At 43.6% G+C, this 24,328-nt stretch carries 22 protein-coding genes; 20 read left to right on the top strand and 2 right to left on the bottom strand.

Going from position 1 to position 24,328, the window contains the following annotated elements:
* Positions 1-11: 11 nt before the first annotated feature.
* The 13 genes from miaA to HFM85_RS03795 all read left to right on the top strand — a co-directional run bounded on the left by miaA (position 12) and on the right by HFM85_RS03795 (position 14,643).
* Entirely contained in the window at positions 12-965 is a 954-nt protein-coding gene (miaA, locus tag HFM85_RS03855) for a tRNA (adenosine(37)-N6)-dimethylallyltransferase MiaA (RefSeq protein WP_173736967.1), read from the top strand.
* A 25-nt stretch (positions 966-990) separates the two neighbouring features.
* The gene (locus HFM85_RS03850; protein ID WP_173736968.1) at positions 991-2,265 is read left to right on the top strand and encodes a methionine gamma-lyase family protein; all 1,275 of its coding nucleotides are present in this window, start codon (positions 991-993) and stop codon (positions 2,263-2,265) included.
* Complete coding sequence (locus HFM85_RS03845; RefSeq protein ID WP_173736969.1) at positions 2,262-3,440, top strand: BaiN/RdsA family NAD(P)/FAD-dependent oxidoreductase; 1,179 nt, start codon at positions 2,262-2,264, stop codon at positions 3,438-3,440. Before HFM85_RS03850 ends, HFM85_RS03845 begins: the two co-directional genes overlap by 4 nt.
* Positions 3,437-5,038 carry an NAD(P)/FAD-dependent oxidoreductase gene (locus tag HFM85_RS03840; RefSeq protein ID WP_173736970.1) on the top strand — a complete coding sequence of 534 codons (1,602 nt, stop codon included), beginning with the start codon at positions 3,437-3,439 and terminating at the stop codon, positions 5,036-5,038. The genes HFM85_RS03845 and HFM85_RS03840 overlap by 4 nt, the downstream gene beginning before the upstream one ends.
* Before the next feature lie 106 nt (positions 5,039-5,144).
* Complete coding sequence (radC, locus tag HFM85_RS03835; RefSeq protein ID WP_173736971.1) at positions 5,145-5,852, top strand: RadC family protein; 708 nt, start codon at positions 5,145-5,147, stop codon at positions 5,850-5,852.
* 16 nt (positions 5,853-5,868) lie between these two features.
* Positions 5,869-6,882, top strand: coding sequence for a rod shape-determining protein (locus HFM85_RS03830; RefSeq protein ID WP_173736972.1), 1,014 nt, complete (start codon positions 5,869-5,871; stop codon positions 6,880-6,882).
* A gap of 12 nt (positions 6,883-6,894) precedes the next feature.
* On the top strand, positions 6,895-7,791 hold the full coding sequence (mreC, locus tag HFM85_RS03825; protein WP_173736973.1) for a rod shape-determining protein MreC: 897 nt from the start codon (positions 6,895-6,897) through the stop codon (positions 7,789-7,791).
* Positions 7,781-8,308 carry a rod shape-determining protein MreD gene (gene mreD / locus HFM85_RS03820; RefSeq protein ID WP_173736974.1) on the top strand — a complete coding sequence of 176 codons (528 nt, stop codon included), beginning with the start codon at positions 7,781-7,783 and terminating at the stop codon, positions 8,306-8,308. Before mreC ends, mreD begins: the two co-directional genes overlap by 11 nt.
* The gene (locus HFM85_RS03815) at positions 8,293-11,190 is read left to right on the top strand and encodes a penicillin-binding transpeptidase domain-containing protein (protein WP_173736975.1); all 2,898 of its coding nucleotides are present in this window, start codon (positions 8,293-8,295) and stop codon (positions 11,188-11,190) included. Before mreD ends, HFM85_RS03815 begins: the two co-directional genes overlap by 16 nt.
* Before the next feature lie 58 nt (positions 11,191-11,248).
* Positions 11,249-12,037, top strand: coding sequence for a septum site-determining protein MinD (gene minD / locus HFM85_RS03810; RefSeq protein ID WP_173736976.1), 789 nt, complete (start codon positions 11,249-11,251; stop codon positions 12,035-12,037).
* Positions 12,038-12,079: 42 nt separating this feature from the next.
* Positions 12,080-12,322 (top strand): cell division topological specificity factor MinE, encoded by a 243-nt coding sequence (gene minE / locus HFM85_RS03805; protein WP_173736977.1) that lies wholly within the window; start codon positions 12,080-12,082, stop codon positions 12,320-12,322.
* A 3-nt stretch (positions 12,323-12,325) separates the two neighbouring features.
* Positions 12,326-13,501 (top strand): FtsW/RodA/SpoVE family cell cycle protein, encoded by a 1,176-nt coding sequence (locus HFM85_RS03800; RefSeq protein WP_173754621.1) that lies wholly within the window; start codon positions 12,326-12,328, stop codon positions 13,499-13,501.
* Positions 13,498-14,643: a D-alanyl-D-alanine carboxypeptidase family protein gene (locus tag HFM85_RS03795; RefSeq protein ID WP_173736979.1), complete on the top strand. Its 1,146-nt coding sequence runs from the start codon at positions 13,498-13,500 to the stop codon at positions 14,641-14,643. The genes HFM85_RS03800 and HFM85_RS03795 overlap by 4 nt, the downstream gene beginning before the upstream one ends.
* A gap of 138 nt (positions 14,644-14,781) precedes the next feature.
* Here HFM85_RS03795 and HFM85_RS03790 read toward each other — a convergent pair whose 3' ends face one another.
* Positions 14,782-15,309, bottom strand: coding sequence for a hypothetical protein (locus HFM85_RS03790; RefSeq protein ID WP_173736980.1), 528 nt, complete (start codon positions 15,307-15,309; stop codon positions 14,782-14,784).
* Between the two features lie 189 nt (positions 15,310-15,498).
* On the opposite strand from HFM85_RS03790, the gene HFM85_RS03785 reads away from it, so the two are divergent.
* Entirely contained in the window at positions 15,499-16,047 is a 549-nt protein-coding gene (locus HFM85_RS03785; RefSeq protein ID WP_173736981.1) for an HD domain-containing protein, read from the top strand.
* Between the two features lie 38 nt (positions 16,048-16,085).
* A complete protein-coding gene (locus HFM85_RS03780) occupies positions 16,086-17,324 on the top strand; it encodes a DNA polymerase Y family protein (RefSeq protein WP_173736982.1) in 1,239 nt (412 codons plus the stop codon).
* A gap of 100 nt (positions 17,325-17,424) precedes the next feature.
* On the opposite strand, the gene HFM85_RS03775 is transcribed toward HFM85_RS03780, so the two are convergent.
* Positions 17,425-17,844 carry a twitching motility protein PilT gene (locus HFM85_RS03775; protein WP_119240113.1) on the bottom strand — a complete coding sequence of 140 codons (420 nt, stop codon included), beginning with the start codon at positions 17,842-17,844 and terminating at the stop codon, positions 17,425-17,427.
* Between the two features lie 651 nt (positions 17,845-18,495).
* Between HFM85_RS03775 and HFM85_RS03770 the strand changes: the two genes are divergently transcribed.
* Genes HFM85_RS03770 through HFM85_RS03750 form a run of 5 tightly spaced genes read left to right on the top strand, consistent with a single transcriptional unit; the run spans position 18,496 to position 24,201 of the window.
* On the top strand, positions 18,496-19,962 hold the full coding sequence (locus HFM85_RS03770) for an aminotransferase class I/II-fold pyridoxal phosphate-dependent enzyme (RefSeq protein WP_173736983.1): 1,467 nt from the start codon (positions 18,496-18,498) through the stop codon (positions 19,960-19,962).
* Positions 19,963-19,966: 4 nt separating this feature from the next.
* Positions 19,967-20,821, top strand: a complete 855-nt coding sequence (speE, locus tag HFM85_RS03765) for a polyamine aminopropyltransferase (RefSeq protein WP_119240114.1) — start codon at positions 19,967-19,969, stop codon at positions 20,819-20,821.
* Positions 20,822-20,824: 3 nt separating this feature from the next.
* Positions 20,825-21,682, top strand: a complete 858-nt coding sequence (gene speB / locus HFM85_RS03760; protein ID WP_173736984.1) for an agmatinase — start codon at positions 20,825-20,827, stop codon at positions 21,680-21,682.
* A 42-nt stretch (positions 21,683-21,724) separates the two neighbouring features.
* Positions 21,725-22,984, top strand: a complete 1,260-nt coding sequence (locus HFM85_RS03755) for a saccharopine dehydrogenase family protein (RefSeq protein ID WP_173736985.1) — start codon at positions 21,725-21,727, stop codon at positions 22,982-22,984.
* A complete protein-coding gene (locus HFM85_RS03750; RefSeq protein WP_173736986.1) occupies positions 22,984-24,201 on the top strand; it encodes a carboxynorspermidine decarboxylase in 1,218 nt (405 codons plus the stop codon). The genes HFM85_RS03755 and HFM85_RS03750 overlap by 1 nt, the downstream gene beginning before the upstream one ends.
* Positions 24,202-24,328: the final 127 nt, after the last annotated feature.

Raw genomic sequence — 24,328 nt, 5'->3', positions numbered from 1 at the left:
GGGAGGACATTATGAAGAAACCTCTTATTGTTCTTACCGGACCTACTGCTGTTGGAAAAACAAAGCTTTCTATTGCTCTGGCAAAAGCAGTAAACGGTGAGATCATATCTGCAGACTCCATGCAGGTATACCGCTATATGGATGTTGGTTCTGCCAAGATCACTCCGGATGAAATGGACGGTGTCCCTCACCATCTGGTAGATGTGCTGGATCCTACAGAAGATTTTAATATCGTGCTTTTTCAGCAGTTGGCAAAAAAATCAATGGAAGAGATCTACTCAAAAGGCAAGATTCCCATCCTGGTGGGCGGCACCGGATTTTATATCCAGGCGATCACCAGGGATATTGATTTTACCCAGTCAGAGCAGGATGACAGCTATCGCCAAGAACTGGAAGCATTAGCTGCAGAAAAAGGCAGCTCTTTTCTCCACGATATGCTTGCATCTGTTGATCCAAAATCAGCAGAAGACATTCACGAAAATAATGTTAAACGAGTAATCCGCGCACTGGAATTCTACAAACAGAACGGTACCCGGATCTCCGAACATAATGAGGAGCAGAAAGAACATGTAAGTCCCTATAACCTGGCTTATTTTGTTCTGAATGCCCCACGCCCTCTTCTCTATGAGAGAATTGATGCAAGAGTAGATGAAATGCTGAAAAACGGCCTGGTAGAAGAAGTAAAAACACTTCAGCGGATGGGATGCCACAGAGGGATGGTATCCATGCAGGGTCTGGGTTACAAAGAAATCCTTGCATGGCTGGAAGGAGAATATCCTTACGATGAAGCTGTCCGTATCCTGAAGCGTGACACCAGACATTTCGCCAAACGGCAGCTTACCTGGTTCCGCAGAGAAGGAGAAGTAACCTGGGTGGATAAAGATAAATTTGATTACAATGACAGTCAGATCCTTACCTACATGCTTTCTGTATGCAGAGAAAAGGGGATTCTTCTGTCTGAATAATAAAAAAAAGAAGGAAAAGATTATTATGAAAGAAATGTATGCACAGCTCGGAATCTCTTCCGAGGTTTATGATTTCGGCAAGAAAATAGAAGACTCTTTAAAAGAACGTTTTGAAAAATTTGACCAGACTGCAGAGTATAACCAGATGAAAGTGATCCACGCCATGCAGAAAAACCGCGTAAGCGAAGCATGTTTCGGAACCTCCTCCGGATATGGCTACAATGATCTTGGCCGTGAGATCCTGGAACAGGTTTATGCAGATACTTTTCATACAGAAGCCTGCCTGGTCCGCCCACAGATCACATGCGGAACCCATGCACTGGCTATTGCCCTGTTCGGAAATTTACGTCCGGGCGATGAGCTGCTTTCCCCAGTCGGAAAACCATATGATACCCTGGAAGAAGTTATCGGAATCCGTCAATCCAATGGCTCTCTTGCTGAATACGGTGTAAAATACCGTCAGGTAGATCTTCTTTCCGATGGTACTTTCGATTACGAAAACATTAAAAAAGCAATTAACGAAAAAACAAGACTGGTAACGATCCAGCGCTCCAAAGGCTACCAGACTCGTCCTTCATTCTCTGTAAAACAGATCGGGGAACTGATCTCTTTTGTAAAGAAGATCAAGCCGGATATGATCTGCATGGTAGATAACTGCTATGGGGAATTCGTAGATACCATTGAGCCAAGTGACGTAGGAGCTGACATTATGGTTGGTTCCCTGATCAAGAATCCGGGCGGCGGACTTGCTCCTATTGGCGGCTACATTGCGGGAAGAAAAGACTGCGTGGAAAATGCTTCTTACCGTATGACATGTCCGGGACTTGGCATGGAAGTCGGTGCAACTCTTGGTGTAAACCGTTCTCTGTACCAGGGATTTTTCCTTGCACCGATGGTCACAAAAGGGGCTTTAAAAGGAGCTGTTTTTGCAGCTAATATCTATGAGAAGCTTGGTTTCCCGGTAGTGCCAAACAGTACAGAACCACGTCAGGATATCATTCAGGCTGTAACTCTTGGAAGTCCGGAGGGGCTTGTTGCATTTTGTCAGGGAATCCAGGCAGCTGCACCGGTAGACAGTTTCGTGACACCGGAACCATGGGATATGCCAGGTTATGACAGCCAGGTTATCATGGCAGCAGGTGCATTTATCCAGGGATCTTCCATTGAGCTTTCTGCTGATGGACCTATGAAAGATCCGTATGCTGTTTACTTCCAGGGCGGACTTACATGGGAACATGCAAAACTTGGAATTCTGAAATCTCTTCAATACATGGTTGACAAGGATCTTGTGAAATTATGAAACAGATTATCATAGTCGGTGCAGGTGCATCCGGCCTTGTGGCGGCAATAAAAGCTGCTGCAGGCGGAGCAGCTGTCACAGTACTGGAACAGAATGACCGTCCTGGCAGGAAAATCTGTGCTACAGGAAACGGACGCTGCAATATGACCAATCTAAACCAGGCAGAAGGTGTTTACAGAGGAACACATCCGGAATTTGCAAAAGATGCACTTGAACAGTTTTCAGTAAAAGACACGATTTCTTTCTTTCAGGAACTGGGAATCTGCATCACAGACCGCAATGGCTGGATCTATCCCCGGAGCAATCAGGCCCAAAGTGTCGTAGAAGTGCTTACTATGAAAGTCCGGAGCCTGAAAGTAAAACTGAAAACCAATCAGCTTGTTACAGGCGTGTCTTTTTCTGACGGACACTGGAATGTCCATACTGATGGCTGGATCTACACCTGTGATGCCGTGATCCTTGCCAATGGTTCCAAAGCTTCCTCTGTTGCCGGTTCCGGTGAAAGCGGTTATAAGATAGCCCGAAGTCTTGGTCATCATCTTATTGAACCGCTGCCTGCACTGACTGCCCTTAAATGTAAGGAGAATTATTTTTCCGGCTGGAGCGGTGTGCGTACAGAGGGAAAAGTAACTCTATATATCAACGGCACGCCAGAAACTTCCCAGCAGGGGGAATTACAGCTTACAGATTATGGCGTATCCGGAATTCCTGTATTTCAGATTTCCCGTTATGCTATCCGTGCTATTTACGAAAAGAAAAAAGTGGAACTGTCGATCAACTTTTTTCCTGAATTTACAAAACAGGAACTGCAGGAATATCTCGGCAGAAGAAAAAATGACTGTCCGTACAAAAATGAAAAAGAACTTCTCACAGGTCTTTTTCCTGAAAAATTGATCCGCGTTTTAGCTGCACAGAAGGATCTGATCTCTGCGATCACAGATTTCAGACTTTCTGTAAAAAGCGGCCTTTCTTTTGAACAGGCGCAGATCTGCTCCGGCGGTGTGGATACTTCTGAAATAGACAGTCATACCATGGAATCCAGGCTCCATAAAGGGCTTTATTTTGCAGGAGAACTCCTTGATATTGACGGAACCTGCGGAGGATACAATCTTCAGTGGGCCTGGTCAAGCGGTGCCACAGCCGGCATTCATGCAGCAAAGGAGGAGAATTCATGATCCGGATCACACAGATGAAACTGCCAATCACCCACACAGAAGAGCAGCTTCAGAAAAAGATCACCAAAACGCTTCGTCTTGGCAATACACCTTTTACTTACAAAATCCACAAACAATCTCTGGATGCACGTCATAAAGATAATAAAAAATTTGTTTACACCATCGATGTAAAAACAGATAACGAATCTCGCGTCCTCAAGAAGGTTCACGATAAAAATGTTATGTCAACTAAAGAGACCTGCTATCATTTTCCTGAGCCAGGCTCTGAAAAACTGCTTCATCCACCAGTAGTGATCGGAAGCGGTCCTGCTGGTCTGTTCTGTGCATGGTATCTTGCAAAGGTCGGTTACTGTCCGCTTGTACTGGAACGTGGTGAGGAAGCTGACAAACGCCAGCAAACAGTAGAGCAGTTCTGGAAAAACGGTGTTCTTGACCCGAATTCCAATGTACAGTTCGGAGAAGGTGGAGCAGGAACTTTTTCTGATGGAAAACTGAATACCCTTGTGAAAGACACTTTTGGAAGAGGAAAAGAAGTTCTGTCTCGTTTTGTGGAAGCCGGGGCTCCTTCTGAGATTCTTTATCAGCAGAAACCCCATCTTGGCACAGACCAGTTGGTGGGAATCGTTCAGTTTATGCGCCATCAGATTGAAGAAATGGGTGGCAGGTTCCGGTTCCGTTCCACAGTAACGGATTTTATCCTGAATGACGGACACCTGGAAGGAGTTATTGTTAATGATCAGGAAAAGATTCCGGCAGAGGTCTGTGTGCTGGCGCCTGGCCACAGTGCAAGAGATACTTTTTCCATGTTAAAAAAACGAGGCCTCTGTATGGAGCCGAAATCTTTTGCCGTAGGTGTGCGTATAGAACATCCACAGACCATGATCAACCAGGATCTTTACGGAGAATCGGAAAATGAACGCCTGGGAGCTGCCAGCTATAAAGTTACCCATACATTGGAAAATGGACGAGGTGTTTATTCTTTTTGTATGTGTCCGGGCGGTTATGTAGTAAATGCTTCCTCTGAGGAAGGGATGCTTGCAGTAAATGGCATGAGCTATCAGGCACGTAACAGCCATAATGCCAACAGTGCTATCATTGTTACTGTTAACCCTTCTGATTTTCCGAATGAAGATGTGCTTGGAGGAATTGCCTTGCAGCGTAAACTGGAACTTACAGCCTGGGAAACAGGAAATGGTAAAGTTCCGGTACAGCTTTTCGGGGATTACTGCAGGAATCAGAAAAGTACGAAATTAGGTGAAGTAATTCCCTGTATCAAAGGAGAATATACCCTTGCCAATGTCCGAAGCATTTTCCCGAAAGAGATCGGGGATTCTATCGAAGCAGGTATTCATGCTTTTGGGAAAAAAATTGCCGGCTTTGACAGGTCGGATGCACTTCTGGAAGGTGTTGAAAGCAGAACCTCATCTCCTGTGAGGATCGTCCGTGACCATAAAGAACTTACTTCTAATATAAGAGGAATTTATCCATGCGGTGAGGGAGCCGGCTATGCAGGAGGCATCACTTCTGCTGCTATGGACGGAATTAAAGTAGCAGAAGCAGTGGCTTCCATTTATTCTCTTCCTTTAAACAAAATGTGAAAAAAGTGGAAATTTCCGGGATAGAGTGTACATCCCCAGCTTTTTATGCTAAAATAATCACTGCAATTTTGCATTTCCTTCTTCCGGGAGCGAAAAGGGAAATTAAATGAAAGATACAATCATGGAAATGCCAGGTTATCAACGCCCGTATGAAAAATGTTTACGGGAAGGGGAGCAGGCTTTAAATGACAGAGAGCTTCTGGCCGTAATCCTGCGCTGTGGCGTTCAGGGTATAAGTTCCCTTGCACTGGCAGATGAAATCCTTAATTTGTCGGAACAGAACGGACATTCCGGACTTCTTGGACTGTTTCATGTCTCCTTACCTGAATTGATGAAAATTCGTGGCATCGGTAAGGTTAAAGCCATACAGCTGAAATGCATCGGGGAGCTTTCCAAACGTATGGCTGCAGCTGCAGCTAAACCGGAGCTGTCTTTTAACCGTCCTGTCACCATTGCCAGATATTATATGGAGCAGCTTCGTCATGAAGAGCAGGAGCTGCTTTACTGTATGATGCTGGACGGACATAACCATCTGACTGGAGAGCAGCTTTTAAGTCGCGGCACAGCCAATGCCACATTGATCACTCCGAGAGAGGTCTTTGTGGAAGCAGTGAAGTTCCGCGCTGTGAATCTGATTCTTGTCCACAACCACCCAGGCGGTGATCCGTCCCCCAGCAAAGCTGACCTGGATGTGACAAGACGTATTTATGAAACAGGAGAAATGATTGGAATCCATCTTCTGGATCACATTATCATAGGCGACCAGAAATACATCAGTTTCCGCGAAAAAGGAATTTTTGACGAGTACATTTAAGTGAAGGGGCAGATTTATGCTTTTTAGAAATCATTACGGAGTAGACCTGGGGAGCAGCTCTGTAAAAGTTTATTCAGCTTTTAGAAATAAAACCTACATAGAAAAAAACATGGTGGCCTATCGTGAACGTAAAATCCTTTCCATGGGTAACGATGCATACGAAATGTTTGAAAAAGCACCAGCTGATGTTACGGTGAATTCCCCTATGGCGTTTGGTATGATCGCCAATCTGGAACTTCAGGAAATCGTCTTGTACAGTATGATGCGAAAGATCGATCATACAACCGGTCTTGGTGCTGATATGTATTTTGCAGTTCCTCTTGATATGACGGCCATCGAAAAGAGAGCTTATTATCATCTGGTCAACGGGCACTGGCTTCGCAAGAACCGCGTTTTCATGGTAGAATCCCCTATTGCAGACGCAATTGCCATGAATGTGAATCTCGAGAAGGAAGAGGGCAGTATGATCGTTAACATCGGTGCCCAGAGTACAGAGTTCTCCATTATCACCGAAGGAAAGATCATCATCAGCCGAAAAATCCCTATTGGTGGAAGACAAATGAACGAATCCATCTGCAGCGAAATCCGCAAGCAATATAATCTCCAGATTGGAACCCGCACGGCCAAGCGTCTTAAACTGGTGATGGGACGGCTGAACGATCAGAAGAAAGAAGCCCGCAAGGTGGTAGGAATTGACAGTGTTTCCGGTCTTCCAAGAGAAGAAGTGGTTTCTGCTTCAGTAGTTAATGAGGGAATTACCAACTGTGTAAACCAGATCGCATCGGAAATGAAGACTTTTCTGGAACGTACGCCGCCTCAGATTGCTTATCACATAGCAAAAGAAGGCATTTATCTGACAGGCGGCAGCACACGGCTTCCATATCTTGATAATTATCTTGCAAGTTACACAGGCTTTGCCTTTAATCTTTCCGATCTGTACGAAACTTCTGCTGTGCGCGGCCTTGAGAAGATTATCCGCGACAGAGAACTGCGCAAATGGGCGCAGCCTGTAAAGCAGAAAAAACTGTAAAGGGGTATGTACATGAAAAACATCAGAAAAAAAGTGCGTTTTCATTTCAAATTAAAAAGCAAGCATCTCCTTGTGATCATGACACTTTTCTGCGGAAGCTGCATTGTAGCTACAGTTGCTTCAGGATCATCCTCCTCGGCACTGCAGGGTGCTGCCAGTTTCCTTGTAGTACCATTTCAAAAAGGTATCTCAGGTGTCAGCAACATGTTTGGGGATGTAAAGAATAGTCTCCGTGATAAACAGGATGTGCTTCAGGAAAATGAGAATCTTAAAAATCAGATCAACAGCCTCACTGAGCAGAATAACATCCTGATCCAGGATCAGACTGAACTTACCAGATTGAAGGAACTTTATGATCTGGATCAGGAATACTCCGACTATCCAAAAGTTGCAGCGCGTATCATTTCCAAAGATCCGGGGAACTGGTATGATACCTTTATGATCAACAAGGGCAGTAATGATGGTATCCACATTGATAATAACGTAATTGCAGGCAAAGGGCTTGTTGGTATTGTCACAGAGGTAGGACCTTCCTGGGCAACCGTACGTTCTATTATTGATGACAGCAGCAACGTAAGTGCAATGGCAGTCAGCACTTCTGACAACTGCGTTGTAACAGGAGATCTGGAGCTTATTGATGAGGGTAAACTGAGTTTCGAACAGCTGTATGATCAGGACAACAAGGTAACTGTAGGCGAACGTATTGTCACATCCAACATCAGTGAAAAATATGTAGAAGGACTGTTTATCGGTTATGTCAGTGAGATCCAGCAGGATCCCAACAACCTGACAAAAACAGGTACCATTGTAACACCGGTGGATTTTGGCCATCTCAAAGATGTATTTGTTATTACCGTCAATAAACAGGACGCAGTAGATAAATCGGAGGATGCGTCCGATGAAAAATAAAATCGTACTGTTTATTACCATAATAGTCTGTTTTTTACTTCAATGTACAGTAATAGATTACATTTCCATTGGTTCTATTACACCGAACCTGCCACTGATCCTTTGTGTTGCGATGGGACTGATGCGCGGTCGTAAAGCTGGTCTTTGGACAGGTTTTTTCTCCGGACTGTTTATTGATCTTTTTTACGGATCACTGTTTGGTTTTTATGCACTGATCTATATGTATGTAGGGTTTATCAGTGGTTATGCGTTCCGCAGCTTTTACGATGATGATCTGAAGGTTCCGATCTTCCTTGTAGCAGGAACTGATCTTCTTTATAATCTGGCTGTATACGGCCTGCAGTTTCTTCTTCGGGGTCGCCTTGGATTCTGGACCTATATGTATAGGATCATCATTCCTGAAATTGTCTATACGGTTTTCCTCACGATCATCGTATACCGGGCATTTTACTGGATCAACTACCACTTAATGGATACTGTAAGGAAAGAAAGTGAGTCTATTTGGGAATTAAAATAAAAAAAATCATCAAAAAAATACGCTTAAAACGTACAACAGTTCTTGTGATCGTATTTGTTTTTCTTTCTTCTGTTCTTGTAAGGCAGCTTTTCAGCCTGCAGATCATACAGGGTCAGGACTACATCAATAAATTTCAGTCAAGAACAACTAAAACACGAGTGATCAAAAGTACCCGTGGTAATATTTATGACAGGAACGGCACAGTAGTTGCTTCCAATGTACTTGCCTATTCTGTTACTTTTGAAGACAGCGGTACATACGACACCTCCAGAGAAAAAAATCTGACACTGAACGGCATTGCCTACCAGGTGCTTCAGATCCTTTCCGGAAATGGTGACAGTCTCTCAGATAATTTTCATATTATTGTAAACGATCACGGTGATTATGCCTTTGATGTAGATGAAGGCTTTACACTGAACCGTTTCCGCGCAGATGTTTACGGAGAAGCGCAGATCGATAACTTAAGCGATGAGCAGAAAAATGCCACTGCTGCTGAAATGATGGATTACCTCACAGGAAACAAGGGTTTTTCCATTGTACTGTACGGTAAAGATGCTTACACCAGCGAAGAGCTTGCTGCGCATTCACTTCCTGATGAGCTTACCAAACAGGAAATTCTTGAAATCGCAATTATGCGTTATCAGCTGAATACCAACAGCTTCAAGAAATATATGCCTGTTACCATCGCAACTAATGTCAGTGAAAAATCTGTTGCAGCCATAAGAGAAAATCAGGCAGAACTTCAGGGAATTGATATTGTGGAAGATTCCACCCGAAAATATGTAGATGATGAGAGCATGGCTCCGATCCTTGGCTACACAGGCCAGGCTTCTTCCGAGGAACTGGAAACTCTTCGTAAAGAAAACCCTGACTATTCCAACGATGCTATCGTAGGAAAAGCCGGAATCGAGCAGTATATGGAACTGGATCTTCAGGGCAAAGACGGTGAAGAAACCGTAACCGTTGATAACCTTGGTAAAGTTCTGGATATCGACAGCTCCAAAACTGTAGATCCTGTAGCTGGCAACGACGTTTATCTGACCATTGATTCAGACTGGCAGAAGAGTATCTATCAGATCCTGGAGCAGCGTGTAGCCGGAATCGTTCTTTCCAAGTTGACACCAAATAAATCATACGACTATGAAGCCGAAAAAGATGCAAGTAAGATTACCATTCCGATCTATGATGTATACAATGCTTTGATCGCCAACAGCGTGATCGATATCACAAAATTCAGCAATGATGATGCTTCTGATACAGAAAAAAATTTATATGCCAAGTTTCAACAAAAACAGCAGCAGGTTTTTGATACAATAAGTAACAGGCTCACGGGTGATAATCCGCCTGCTTATAAAGATGAAGATGCACAGATCCAGGAATACCTTACCTATATCTGTGATGATCTTCTCACAAACACATTGAATGTTCTGAAAAGTGATTCCATTGATACTTCCGATGAGACTTACAAAGCATGGAAAAACGACCAGAGCATTAGCCTGAAAGATTATCTTAACTATGCCGCCAGCCAGAACTGGATCGATATCTCCCAGATTTCCACATCCGGTGAATATCTGGATTCCACCGAGATATATCAGGCTCTGACTGATTACGTTATCAACTATCTGAAGACAGATACAGGATTTTCCAAACTTCTGTACAAATATATGCTTCAGGAAGATACCATCAGCGGACAGGAACTGTGTCTTATCCTTTATGAACAGGGTATTCTCTCTAAAGAGGACGAGCTTTATCAGAGTCTGGCTTCCGGTCAGATCGATTCCTATACATTTATGTACCGTAAGATTGCAAACCTTGAGATCACTCCTGCCCAGCTTGCGTTAGCTCCGTGTTCTGCATCAGCCGTTCTTACCGATGTAGAAACAGGAGATGTACTTGCATGTGTATCTTATCCGGGATATGATAATAACAGACTTACCAATAATATGGATACCGATTACTATGCAAAGCTTTCCACCGATCTCTCCAGTCCTTTTTTTAATAAGGCTACTCAGCAGAGAACAGCACCTGGATCTACACTGAAGATCCTTTCCACAGTTGCCGGTATGTCAGAGGGTGTGATCGATGATAATACTTACATTGAGTGTACAGGAAGTTTTGATCTTGTAACACCCCCGATCAACTGCTGGAACAAGCAGGGACATTCTTCTCTTGAGATCCGCGGAGCTATTGAGCAGTCCTGCAACGTATTCTTCAGCACCATCGGTTTTGAACTTGGTAAGGATTCTGAGGGGAATTTTTCCGAGGCACGAAGCCTTGGAATGCTCCAGAAATATGCGTCGCTGATGGGACTTGACCGAAAGACCGGAATCGAAATTTCCGAAGCTTCCCCTCAGGTTTCAGATAAAAATGCAGTTCCTTCTTATATTGGACAGGGTACCAACTTGTTTACCACCAGTCAGCTTGCAAGATACGCAACTACCATTGCAACATCCGGAAGCATCTACAAGCTTTCTCTTCTGAACCGTGTAACCGATTCCAAGGGAAATCTGGTAAAAGAATATCCTTCCGAAAAAGAAGGCCAGCTTGACATTGCAAGCAACATCTGGGATGATATCCATGATGGCATGTACCGTGTAGTGCAGACACATGACCAGTTTAATGGTCTTGGAGTTGAAGCAGCCGGAAAGACTGGTACAGCTGAGATTGATTACTACCATCCGAACAATGCGCTTTTTATCGGATATGCACCAGCCTCTGAACCGAAATATGCAATTTCTGTCCGTATTGCCAATGGATATGCATCCGGTAATGCCTGCCTTGCAGCAAATGATATTTTTAAATACATTTTCGGACTTGCAGATGAAAGCACCATTCTCACTGGCTATGCCGCAAGCGATACCAGTAATGTTTCGAATGACTAAACGAACCAGACGAAAAGACCAGAAGTATGGAACTTTTTATCAGGAGGAATCAGAAAACATGAGTGAGGTCATTGTCATCACATCCGGAAAAGGCGGTGTAGGAAAAACCACAACAGTTGCCAACATTGGAACAGGACTTGCAGCCATGGGCAAAAAAGTCGTAGTTGTGGACACTGATATCGGTCTTAGAAACCTGGATGTTGTCATGGGACTTGAAAATCGTATTGTTTACAATCTGGTAGATGTTATCAATGGAAGTTGCCGCCTGAAACAGGCTCTGATCCGCGACAGGCGGCACTCGGAACTGTATCTTCTTCCATCAGCCCAGACAAAGGACAAGACTGCCGTATCTCCGGAACAGATGATCAAACTTACTGATGATCTCAGGGAAGAGTTCGATTATGTTCTTCTGGATTGTCCGGCAGGGATTGAGCAGGGATTCCGTAATGCCGTGGCAGGTGCCGACCGGGCACTTGTAGTAACAACCCCTGAAGTATCAGCTATCCGTGATGCAGACCGTATCATCGGACTTCTGGAATCTGACGGAATCCGCGATATCAGGCTGATCATCAACCGGCTCCGTCCGGAGATGGTTGCCAGGGGCGATATGATGTCTGTAGATGATGTACTGGAAATTCTTGCCGTAGATCTGATCGGAGCGATTCTTGATGATGAGCAGATCGTCATTTCTACCAACCAGGGTGAACCTCTTTCCGGTAAAAAATCCCAGGCAGAAGAGGAGTACCGAAACATCTGCCGACGGCTGATGGGGGAGGATATTCCTTATGTTACCGTCCGTCGCAAAAACAATATATTTCAGCGATTTGGCAGTATTTTCAGGAAATAACCTGCTGCCAGCCGTTTTCTCATCATAAAGGGAGGAATCCAAATGCGTGCTTTTTTCTCCGAAAAAAACCGTTCTGCAGGATATGCCCGTGACAGAATGAAACTTCTTCTTGTTTCTGAACGCATAGACTGCTCTCCACAGATGATGAAGCTTTTGCGCAATGATCTTATTCATACGGTAAAAAAATACGTTGTTATTGATGAAAAAGGGGTGACGATACAGATTACTCAGGAACCACCTGTTCTGCATGCCGTCATACCTGTACTTAAGAAAAGGGATGCATAATTTATGATTAAACAGTATAAGCTGCGGTTTTATAATTTCCGCCTGGTAGTATTCCTGCTGGCGATCAGCTTTATCGGTATTCAGCTTGTTGGAACAGCTGCTGATTATCTCCGCACCCGTCAGCTTCTGGGTGTGATCATCGGCGTAGTTCTTATGCTGATCCTTTCGCTGATGGATTATTCCTGGCTTTTGAACTTTCAGTGGATCATGTATGGATTTAATATTGTAATGCTTCTTGCAGTCAGATTTTTCGGATCAAGTGCCAATGGTGCTGCAAGATGGGTGGATTTGGGATTTATCCGTTTCCAGCCTACTGAGCTGTCCAAGATTATCATTATCCTGTTTTTTGCAAAATTTTTTATGGATCATGAGGAAGATCTCAATACTTTAAGAACACTTGTAAAATCAGCTGTACTCCTTGTGATACCGTTAATGCTGATCTATGTGCAGCCAGATATGAAGAATACCATTACTGTAACGATCTTATTCTGTATTCTGATCTATATCGCAGGATTAAGTTATAAGATCATTGGTGGTGCAGCAATGATTGCGATTCCTCTTGCAATCATTTTTCTCTCCATCGTTGTTCAACCGGATCAGAAGCTGATACAGGATTACCAGAGAAACCGTATCATGTCCTTTCTCTATCCGGAAAATGAAGAATATGCGGATGACATTGAACAGCAGAACAACTCCAAGACAGCCATTGCTTCCGGTGAGCTTGTAGGCCGTGTGTTTGGCAATAATACGAGTGTCACTTCTGTTAATGACGGAAACTTTGTTTCTGAGAACCAGACAGACTTTATCTTCGCAGTAGCAGGAGAACAGTATGGCTTTTTCGGTTGTACATGTATTGTACTTCTTCTGTTCCTGATCACTTTTGAGTGTATCCGCATGAGTCTCAGGGCGAAGGATCTTGCCGGAAAGATCATATGCTGTGGTGTAGGAAGTATTGTCTCTATACAGAGTTTTATCAATATCTGTGTTGCTACCGGCCTTGCACCGAATACCGGAACACCGCTGCCTTTTGTAAGTTATGGACTTACTTCTCTGGTCAGTCTTTTTATAGGTATGGGACTTGTTCTCAACGTTGGACTCCAGAGCAGTACATATAATAAAGAATTACAAAAGAAAGAGCAGAAAAAGGATGCCTACTTTCGGAAAGAGGAATATTTATGACACGTAAAGAACCTGTAAAAAACAGTGCCAGACCGGCAAACCGTTCCGGCCGTACATCTTCCGGTACTCAAACTCCCCGTCAGCCTTCATCTTCCACAGCATCTGCCAAACGGAAAGCACAGGCGGCCAGGCTTCGCAGAATGCGCAGAAAAAGGATTCGCAACACTATTTTGCTGATACTTCTTCTTGTGGTATTATGCGGTGCAGGCGGGTTTGGCGTTTATAAATTAAAGGGAGGCGCATTCTCATCCACGACTAATTCCTTCAATGTATTTTCTGAATTTGATAATACTCTGATTTCAAAAGAAAACCAACGAGCAGAAGGATTTGCCCAGAATCTCTGTGTTGTCACCAAGGATGTTGATCTGGATTCGGTCAGTCTGGATGATAATCAGTCCGGAGTTCTTCTGAACCTTAATGACAAAAAAGTCCTTTATGCCAAAGGTGCCTACAACAAAGTGTATCCTGCCAGCATCACTAAGATTATGACTGCAATGTTAGCTCTGAAATATGGCAACATGGATGATACTGTAACGATTTCCCAGGAAAATGTTACTCTGGAATCCGGTTCTCAGGTGGCAGGTTTTCAGGCAGGGGATCAGGTCACAATGGATCAGCTTCTTCATTGCCTGCTAGTCTATTCTGCTAATGATGCAGCTTCTGCCATTGCAGAACATGTAGGAGGAACAACTGATAAATTCGTGGAAATGATGAATTCTTTTGCTGCAGAGCTTGGATGTACAGGTACTCATTTTACCAATCCTCATGGTCTGCAGGATGAGAATCATTACACAACACCTTACGATATTTATCTGATGCTGAAAGAAGCACTGAATTATCCGGAATTTACTGATATCACACAGATGTCATCTTACACAGTTACTTACAAACACACCGATGGTTCCGATGCAAGTGCCACCTTGCCGGCGACAGATCATTATCTTACCGGAGAGGCAACTGCACCGAAGGATGTCACTATCCTTGGCGGAAAAACAGGAACAACTGATAAAGCAGGAAATTGTCTGGCTCTGTTAAGTCAGAATGCTTACGGAAAACCATTTATTTCCATTGTTATGGGTGCCTCCTCCAAAGATGTCCTGTATCAGGAAATGACCTCATTGCTTCAGAATATTAATTCATAAGTAAACAAAACAGATAGCTGAACGGATAGTCATGATCCACTCAGCTATTTGTTAATTTATAAAAAAGGAGCAGCTTCTGTATCACAATATAATGTGAAGTGCAGAAATCTGCTCTTTTTTTGCATGCTTTATATATTTTTAATATATTTCTACTGTATCATCATTTCCGGTATCTCCGATATCATTTCCAAGATCTGAATCAGATGCATCACCTGTATCAGAACTATCATCGATCACATCACCAGTTCCGTTATCTGTATTATCAGACGAATCATCAGAAGGAGTCTCATCAGTTACTTCATCATCTCCATTGTCACCATTATCGGATGAATCTGTATTGTAATCGCTGTTATCAGCCGTATCACCTGAATTATCATTAGAGTAATTATTATCAGTATCGGAATCTCCATTATCTCCGCTGCCATCAGAGTACGAATTATCATAGCTGTCTTCTGTATAAATTGGAAAATAACCATCATTTCCGGTATCTGTAGAACCCTGTCCCTGAGAAGTTGAATCTGTAGCAGGCTGTGCTGCGTTATTATCCGGAATCGCTGTAAGATGAGAGGTTGTTCCATCTTTCGGAACAACAATATAAATTCCCAGCATGACAATACATAGTGCCATAGCCAGACCGGCAATCTTCATTTCTTCCATATGCTTCATAGCCATTATCTCCTGTCGTTTTTTTGTATTATAGCACAGAACAGAACAGATTTGTAAAAACAGAATCTATTTATTTTGCTTTTTCATAATAGACATGTTTCTTTTCAGTGTTTATAATAAAATACATAAATCACGCGAACCAATAATTATCATATAAAAGGTAACTTACAGAAAGGAGCATTTCCTATTATGAGCGATTGTATTACCACTTACACGGGCAGACATTTTGATCCTCTTCATCCAGAAGAAGCACTTATCTGTATAGAAGACATTGCACATGCCCTTTCCCTTATCTGTCGCGGCAACGGCCATGTAAAGAGCTTTTTCTCCGTAGGACAGCATTGTATCCTCTGTGCCAGAGAAGCCGCTGCCCGCAGCTATTCCAGCCGCCTGAGCCTGGCTGCACTTCTTCATGATGCCAGTGAATGTTACATGTCAGATGTCCCAAGACCTTTCAAAAAAAGTCTCATGGATTATCTGAAACAGGAAGAAAAACTTCTTAAAATTATTTACCGAAAGTATCTGGGTTCCGCTCTTTCCCAAGAAGAGGACATGAAACTGAAATCCATAGACAATGACCTTCTCTGGTATGATCTGAAATATCTTCTTGGTGAGACTCCGGCAGAACCGAAACCTGCGATCCATATCACAGTTGATTATACAGTACTTCCATTTAAAACAGTGGAAGAGGAGTATTTGAAGCTTTTCAGACAGCTTTCTTCCCGGATTGGACAGTAGCTACGACAGAAACTTATAAAAACAAAGGGTGAACAACTATGAAACGATTAATTTTTCATGTTGATGTAAACAGTGCTTTCCTTTCCTGGGAAGCTGTACGAAGAATAAAAGAAGGCCTTCCGGATCTCCGTGAAATTCCTTCCTGTATCGGTGGAGATCCACAGAAACGGACCGGCATTGTGGTAGCAAAATCTATCCCTGCAAAAAAATATGGCATTCAGACAGGTGAGCCAATGGCCATGGCTCTGCGCAAATGTCCCGGCCTTGTCACAGTTCCTTCTGATTTTGAGCTTTACGACAAATATTCCCGGGCTTTTAAGGCAATCTGCGCATCCTATGCACCTGTAATGGAATCTTTTTCCATTGATGAGGTATTTCTGGATATGACCGGAACTTCTTTTATATATCCAGATCCTGTTGCAACTGCCTGCGAAATCAAAGATAAGATCCATAACGAACTTGGTTTTACTGTAAATGTAGGAATATCCACAAACAAGCTTCTGGCAAAAATGGCTTCTGATTTTGAAAAACCTGATAAGGTCCATACGCTGTTCCCAGATGAAATTCCTGTAAAAATGTGGCCGCTTCCAGTACGGAATCTGCTTTTTCTCGGAAAATCCTCAGAGCAGAAACTCATAGATGCAGGAATTAAAACGATCGGAGACCTGGCTCATGAAAAAAAATCCAAAATCCAGCAGCTTCTGGGTGACAAGGCGGGCCAGCAGCTTTACCAGTATTCCAGAGGCCTGGACGATTCTCCGGTAAAATCCCAGCCTGATGAAGCAAAAGGTTTCAGTGTAGAAACAACATTTAATGATGATATTGTTTCTCTTGAAAAGATATTTCCTATCCTGCTGGAACAGTGTGATGTCCTGGCAACCCGCATGCGACGTAAAAAGAAAAAGTGCACCTGCATATCCGTAACCTTCAGAACCCTGGATTTCCGGAATAAATCTCATCAGATGAAACTTGCCAATGCCACAGATATCACAGATGAAATCTACACAGATGCCCGGAAACTTTTTCAGGAATCCTGGAAAGGCCAGCCTCTCCGCCTGATCGGAGTATCCCTGACAGGGCTTACCGACGATTCCTTTGAACAGCTGTCTTTCTTTGAAGACACCTGTGAAAAAGAACGCCGCCAGAAGCTTGATGCGGCTCTGGATTCTATCAGAATAAAATTCGGCAATGACAAAGTCACCCGTGCCAGTCTTATGAACAGCAATACACGCATTGGACGGAAAGCCAGGGCACAGATGGAAAATGAGAGGGAATGAAGCATTAAAAAGGGGAATCTATCCAAAATAGATTCCCCTGATTTTATGTTGTTTAATATCATTTATTCTTATATAAAAACAACATCAATATTCAATTTTATTATAATGCGCTGACAATCTTATCCTGATATGTAGCAGGAACTTCTTCCTTATCCAGTGACATACTGATAATAAAGGAAACCTTAAATTTCTCACCAATGGCACTTAACTGATCCAGTGTTTCTGTTGCATCCTTACCTTCAAGTTTTGCTGTTGTAAGGAAGCTATCCAGGTAAATCTGCTCCAGATCATGATCCTGTGAAAGGATACCACAGATAAATCCTACGAATTCGTCAGCATTCTTAACAGGAAAACCGGAAACGTCAATAAGACGAACCTTGTTATTCAGTTCATACATGTGTTTAGTGCTTTTGTCTAAGTAAACAATACTACCGTTTGCATCCTTTACAGCTCCGTTTACTTTGTCTAACAGTACTTTTGTTTTTCCTTTGCCTTTCTTTCCTACGATCAGTTCAACCATTCTGTTTTCCTCCTTAGACACATATAATAATTTTGAATAAAATTGCTATTAATATGTTTCATATTATAGTGCATTATGACCGAAAATACAAGAGGATTTTTAAAAATTCTGGCAATTTTTCATTGAAGACAATTATTATTAATTGCCTGTTCTCTTGTCATGACAAATTCCGGGGCAGTTGTTTCAGAAGAACAGCCGAAACTGGAAAACGGAAGTAATTGACATGATTTTTCGGATATGTTATGCTTATATAGAATTTGAAAGACAAAAAAGAGTCTTTTCAAAGCAATTATTTTGGATCACTCCATTTGGAGTTAAGGCCATACGGACAGCCGGGTCCACTGCCGCTGATGGTAACTTTGGTTGCCTTATTGATTGAGTTAGAAGCTCAAATTTTATAAGTTGGTTCCTTTGATAACCGTCATGCGCCTGTTGCGCAGACTTGTGAAACGGTCAATAAGAGTAGTAAAAGTATGATTGCTATATAGACTCTGACATATATCATCCTGATTCTGGTTTCATGTAAATATGAGGTTTTTTATATTATATGTGCAATGAAATCTGAATCTGGAAGAATGATCTAAGCAGGTTTACGGTTTTGTATCGGCCTGTTTTTTTTGTGCAGATAAAGGAACTGGAAATGGAGAAGCAATGAACAGAAGTCGTTTTAAACTGGACCAGAATCATGCACCGATTCATGAAGCTCTGGAAAAATTCCTGCGTATGAGGGTGGTACCCTTCGATGTGCCAGGACATAAAAGAGGAAGAGGAAATCCTGAGCTTACTGAATTTCTGGGACAAAAATGTGTAGGTGTGGATGTAAACAGCATGAAGCCGCTCGATAATCTCTGCCATCCCGTATCTGTGATCCGTGAAGCAGAAGAGCTGGCAGCAGATGCCTTTGGAGCCGCTCATGCATTTCTTATGGTTGGAGGAACTACAAGCTCAGTACAGACTATGGTGCTAACTGCCTGTAAGAGGGGAGATGAGATCATTCTTCCCCGTAATGTCCATAGAAGTGTGCTGAATGCGCTGGTTCTGTGCGGAGCAATCCCGGTCTATGTGAATCCGGAGGTGGATCAGAGACTTGGGATTTCCCTTGGAATGCAACGTGAACAGGTGGCAAAAGCAATTAAGGAGCACCCGAATGCTGTGGCTGTGCTTGTCAATAATCCCACCTATTATGGAATCTGCAGTGATCTTCGCGCGATTGTGCGTATGGCTCATGAAGCGGGAATGCTGTGTCTGGCAGATGAAGCACATGGGACTCATTTTTATTTTGGCGGGGGACTGCCGGTTTCGGCAATGGCAGCTGGTGCAGATATGGCATCTGTATCCATGCATAAAAGCGGCGGAAGTCTGACCCAGTCCAGTCTTCTTCTTACAGGACAGGGTGTCCATGCAGGTTATGTTCGTCAGATCATCAACCTGACCCAGACTACCTCCGGCAGCTATCTTCTGATGTCAAGTCTCGACATTTCACGCCGGAATCTTGCACAGCGGGGACGCCAGATTTTTCATCAGGTAGCAGATATGGCAGAGTATGCAAGGGAAGAGATTAATGCTATTGGCGGCTATTACGCATTTGGAAAGGAACTGGTGAATGGAGATTCTGTTTTTGATTTTGACATTACGAAATTAAGTGTACATACTCTGGATATCGGACTTGCAGGGATCGAGGTTTACGACATACTGAGAGATGAATATGACATTCAGATCGAATTTGGTGATATCGGAAATATTCTGGCTTATCTGTCCATCGGAGACCGTGCCCAGGAAATAGAGCGATTGGTTAGTGCTCTTGCGGAGATCCGCAGGCGATTCCAGAAGGATAAATCAGGATTACTGGATCAGGAATATATCGATCCGCAGGTAGTGACAAGTCCCCAGGAAGCTTTTTATGCTGAAAAATGCAGCCTTCCTCTCAGAGAAACAGAAGGCAAGGTATGCAGCGAATTTGTAATGTGTTATCCTCCTGGAATCCCGATTTTGGCTCCGGGAGAACGAATCACACCGGAAATCCTGGATTATATTGAATATGCCAAGGCAAAAGGATGCAATATGACAGGGCCGGAAGATCCGGATATATTGCGTTTAAACGTACTGGCAGGGAGGTAAATAAATGGAAATGTGGTTTTCGGAATTTCATACACCGGATGTGAAGCATAGTATCCGGGTAAACCGTCAGCTTTACTCAAAGCAGAGCGACTATCAGAGAATTGATATTTTTGAGACACCGGAATTTGGCAGGGTACTCACACTTGACGGCAATGTAATGCTCACAGAGCGCGACGAATTTATTTATGACGAGATGATCACTCATGTACCTATGGCTATTCATAAAGAAGCTAAGGATATTCTTGTGATCGGAGCAGGAGACGGCGGAGTTGTACGTGAACTGACCAGATATGACCGTGTCAGCCATATTGATCTGGTAGAGATGGATCCTATGGTAGTAGAGGCCTGTCGCGCATATCTTCCGGGAAATGCCTGCAGGCTGGATGACAGGAGAGTGCACCTTCATTATGAAAATGCGTTGAAATATATACGCAGCTGTGAAAATAAATATGACCTTATTATTGTGGATTCCTCTGACCCATTTGGCCCGTCAGAGGGATTGTTCACCCGTGAATTTTACGGAAACTGCTATAATGCGCTGAAGGCAGATGGAATCATGGTTAATCAGCAGGGAAGTCCTTTTTATTCGGAGGATGCCCATGCTATGCAACGCAGTCACAAAAGAATTGCCAGCACTTTCCAGATCAGTCGTGTTTACCAGGCACATATTCCTACCTTTGCTGCCGGATACTGGCTGTTTGGCTTTGCAAGTAAAAGATACCATCCTGTGGATGATCTGGATTCGGAGGCATGGAATGCACTGAATCTTCGCACCCGTTACTATACTACAAGGCTTCACAAAGGTGCTTTTTATCTTCCTGCTTTTCTGGAAGAAATGCTTCAGGAGGTGGAGGGCTGACTTATGATCTTACCAAATATTGAAAATTTTATCGGCTGTGACAGCAGCTTTGAGGAAGCGGAAATCGTTCTTTACGGAGCTCCCTTTGATTCAACCACAAGCTTTCGTCCGGGAGCCAGGTTCGGTCCTTCTGCCATTCGCCATGAAAGTTTTGGACTGGAAACCTACAGCCCTTATCAGGATCGTGACCTTATGGATATCCATGTATTTGACAGTGGAGATCTGGAGCTTTGCTTCGGCAGCAGTGAAAAGACGCTTGCTGATATACAGGATCGTGCAGAGGAAATCCTGAAGTCAGGAAAAATGCCTCTGCTTCTGGGGGGAGAGCATCTGGTGACACTGGCTGCTGTGAGAGCTGCCGCAGAGAGATATCCGGGACTTCATGTTATTCATTTTGATGCTCACGCAGATTTAAGAGACGATTATCTTGGTGCCCGTTTAAGCCATGCGTGTGTTATCCGCAGATGCTATGATATTCTTGGAAATGGACGGATACATCAGTTTTGTATTCGAAGCGGGGAAAGAGAAGAATTCCGGTTTGCAAAGGAGCATACAGATTTTCATCCCTTTACCTTTGAAGGTCTGGAAGAAACAGTAGAGGAACTGGCCAGGAAGCAGGTTCCGGTATATTTTACCATTGATCTGGACTGCTTGGATCCGTCTGTATTTCCGGGAACCGGTACACCGGAGGCAGGAGGCGTAAGCTTTCTTGAATTGCTCGCTGCCATCCGGAAGGTATCAGAATTAAATATTGTGGCAGCAGATGTCAATGAACTGGCGCCTATGTTGGATCCGAGCGGTGTTTCCACTGCTACAGCATGTAAGGTAGTCAGGGAACTGCTGCTGGCATTGGCAAAATAAAAACAGTTAACCAGTTAATTATAAAAAAGGAGACAAAAAAACATGAGCAGAGTACTTGTAATCGGCTGCGGTGGAGTAGCCAGTGTAGCAATTCAGAAATGTTGTCAGGCAGATACTGTATTTACAGAACTGTGTATAGCAAGCAGGACAAAAGAAAAATGTGATGCACTTGCCCTGAAGCTGGAGGGAAAAACAAAAACAGTTATTACCACCGCAAAGGTGGATGCAGATGATGTAAACCAGCTGATCCAGCTGATCAATACTTACAAACCGGATCTGGTAATGAATATTGCACTTCCGTACCAGGATCTGACCATTATGGATGCATGCCTGGCATGTGGCGTAAACTATATGGATACGGCAAACTATGAGCCAGAAGATACTGATAATCCCAAATGGCGTGCTATTTATGAAAAACGCTGCAAGGAAGCAGGATTTTCCGCATATTTTGATTATTCCTGGCAGTGGGCATACAGGAAGAAATTTGAGGAAGCAGGACTTACTGCGCTTCTTGGCTGCGGCTTTGACCCGGGTGTTACCCAGGCATATTGTGCATATGCATTAAAGCATGAGTTTGACCAGATCGATACTATTGATATTCTGGACTGCAATGGAGGAGACCACGGATACGCATTTGCAACAAACTTTAATCCGGAAATCAATCTTCGTGAGGTAAGTGCACCCGGAAGCTACTGGGAGAATGGACATTGGGTGGAAATTCCTCCGATGGCTATCAAGAGGGAATACGATTTTGATCAGGTTGGTGATAAAGATATGTATCTTCTGCATCACGAGGAAATCGAGTCCCTTGCCCAGACAATTCCGGGAGTAAAGAGAATCCGTTTCTTTATGACCTTCGGACAGAGCTATCTGGATCACATGCGCTGCCTGGAGGATGTTGGAATGCTTTCCACTACTCCGATCAACTATAATGGACAGGAAATCGTTCCTATCCAGTTTTTGAAGGCTCTTCTCCCGGATCCGGCCAGCCTTGGTCCACGTACTAAGGGAAAAACTAACATTGGCTGCATTTTCACCGGAGTAAAGGATGGAAAAGAGAAAACCTATTATATTTATAATGTTTGTGATCACCAGGAATGTTATAAAGAGGTTGGAAGTCAGGCAATCAGCTATACGACAGGCGTTCCGGCTATGTGCGGAGCATTAATGATGCTTACCGGAAAATGGATCCGCCCGGGAGTGTACACAGTAGAAGAATTTGATCCGGATCCGTTCCTGGAAGCACTTGACAAATATGGACTTCCACGCAGTGAAAATCATAATCCGGAGCTGGTGGATTGATGGAAAGAACAGATATAAGACCACCCTTTGCAGCATCCGGCGGAGTTATTCCGTCGGAATTCCGGAAGATCAAAACACCTTGTTATGTTCTTGACGAAACAGCGCTTATAAAAAATGCAGAATTAATGGGAAATATTGCCAAAAGAACAGGCTGCAAAATGCTCCTGGCGCAAAAGGCTTTCAGCAATTATGACTGCTATCATCTTTTGGAACCTTATCTGACAGGAACGGAAGCAAGCGGACTGTACGAAGCCAGGCTTGGTGCCCAGGAGATGCCAGGAAAAGAGGTACATGTATTTTGTGCCGGATATCGTGAGGATGAATTTGATGAGCTGCTTTGCTTTGCAGATCATATAGTTTTTAATTCACCTTCCCAGCTCCTTCGCTTTGGAAAAAGAGCGAAGGAGGCCGGGAAAAGTGCAGGGCTTCGGATCAATCCGGAATGCTCTACCCAGGAGGGACATGCTATTTATGATCCCTGTGCCCCGGGAAGCCGCATGGGTACCACAAGAGCGCAGTGGGAAGCTGCTGTGAAAAAGCATCCGGAGCTGATCGGATTATTGGATGGTATTCATTTTCACACTCTTTGTGAACAGGACTCCTCTGATCTGGAAACTACTCTTGCAGCAGTGAAAATGAAATTCGGAGATCTGATTTCTCAGGTAAAATGGCTGAACCTGGGAGGAGGACATCATATTACAAGACCAGGCTATGATATTGCACGGCTTGAGAAGTGCATCAGGGCAGCAAAGGAAGAATGGAAGGTGGATGTTTACCTGGAACCGGGAGAGGCATGGGCCTTAAATGCCGGATTCTTTTTGACGACTGTTCTGGATGTGCTGCAAAATGGTGATACCCGTCTTGCAATTCTGGATGGAAGTGCTGCCTGTCATATGCCGGATGTTCTGGAAATGCCTTACCGTCCTCCACTTCTTGGAGCTGATGAACCAGGAAAAAATGTAGTCACAGTCCGCCTCGGAGGACCAACCTGCCTGTCAGGAGATATTATAGGAGATTACAGCTTTCCGGAGCCGTTGGCATACGGAGATATTCTCATGTTCGGTGATATGGCCATTTATACAACCTGCAAAAACAATACCTTTAATGGAATGCCTTTGCCTGATATATGGCTTAGACATGGTGATAAAACTATGGAGCGTCTGACAGATTTTGGGTATGAAGATTTTAAATACAGACTTGGACGCCGCAGGAAATAATTTGTTACTGTTCACTGGCAATATACCGCGAGGTGTTTTTTGTGAGCAGGGCATAGCTTTCTGGATTTTGTATCTTTTTCATTTCTGTGATATACTTGGAAAAGACTAAATATACAGGAGAATTTCA

It is taken from the genome of Blautia schinkii, assembly GCF_013304825.1.
GTDB lineage: Bacteria > Bacillota > Clostridia > Lachnospirales > Lachnospiraceae > Blautia_A > Blautia_A schinkii_B.
This window is presented reverse-complemented; position numbering and strand designations above follow the sequence as displayed.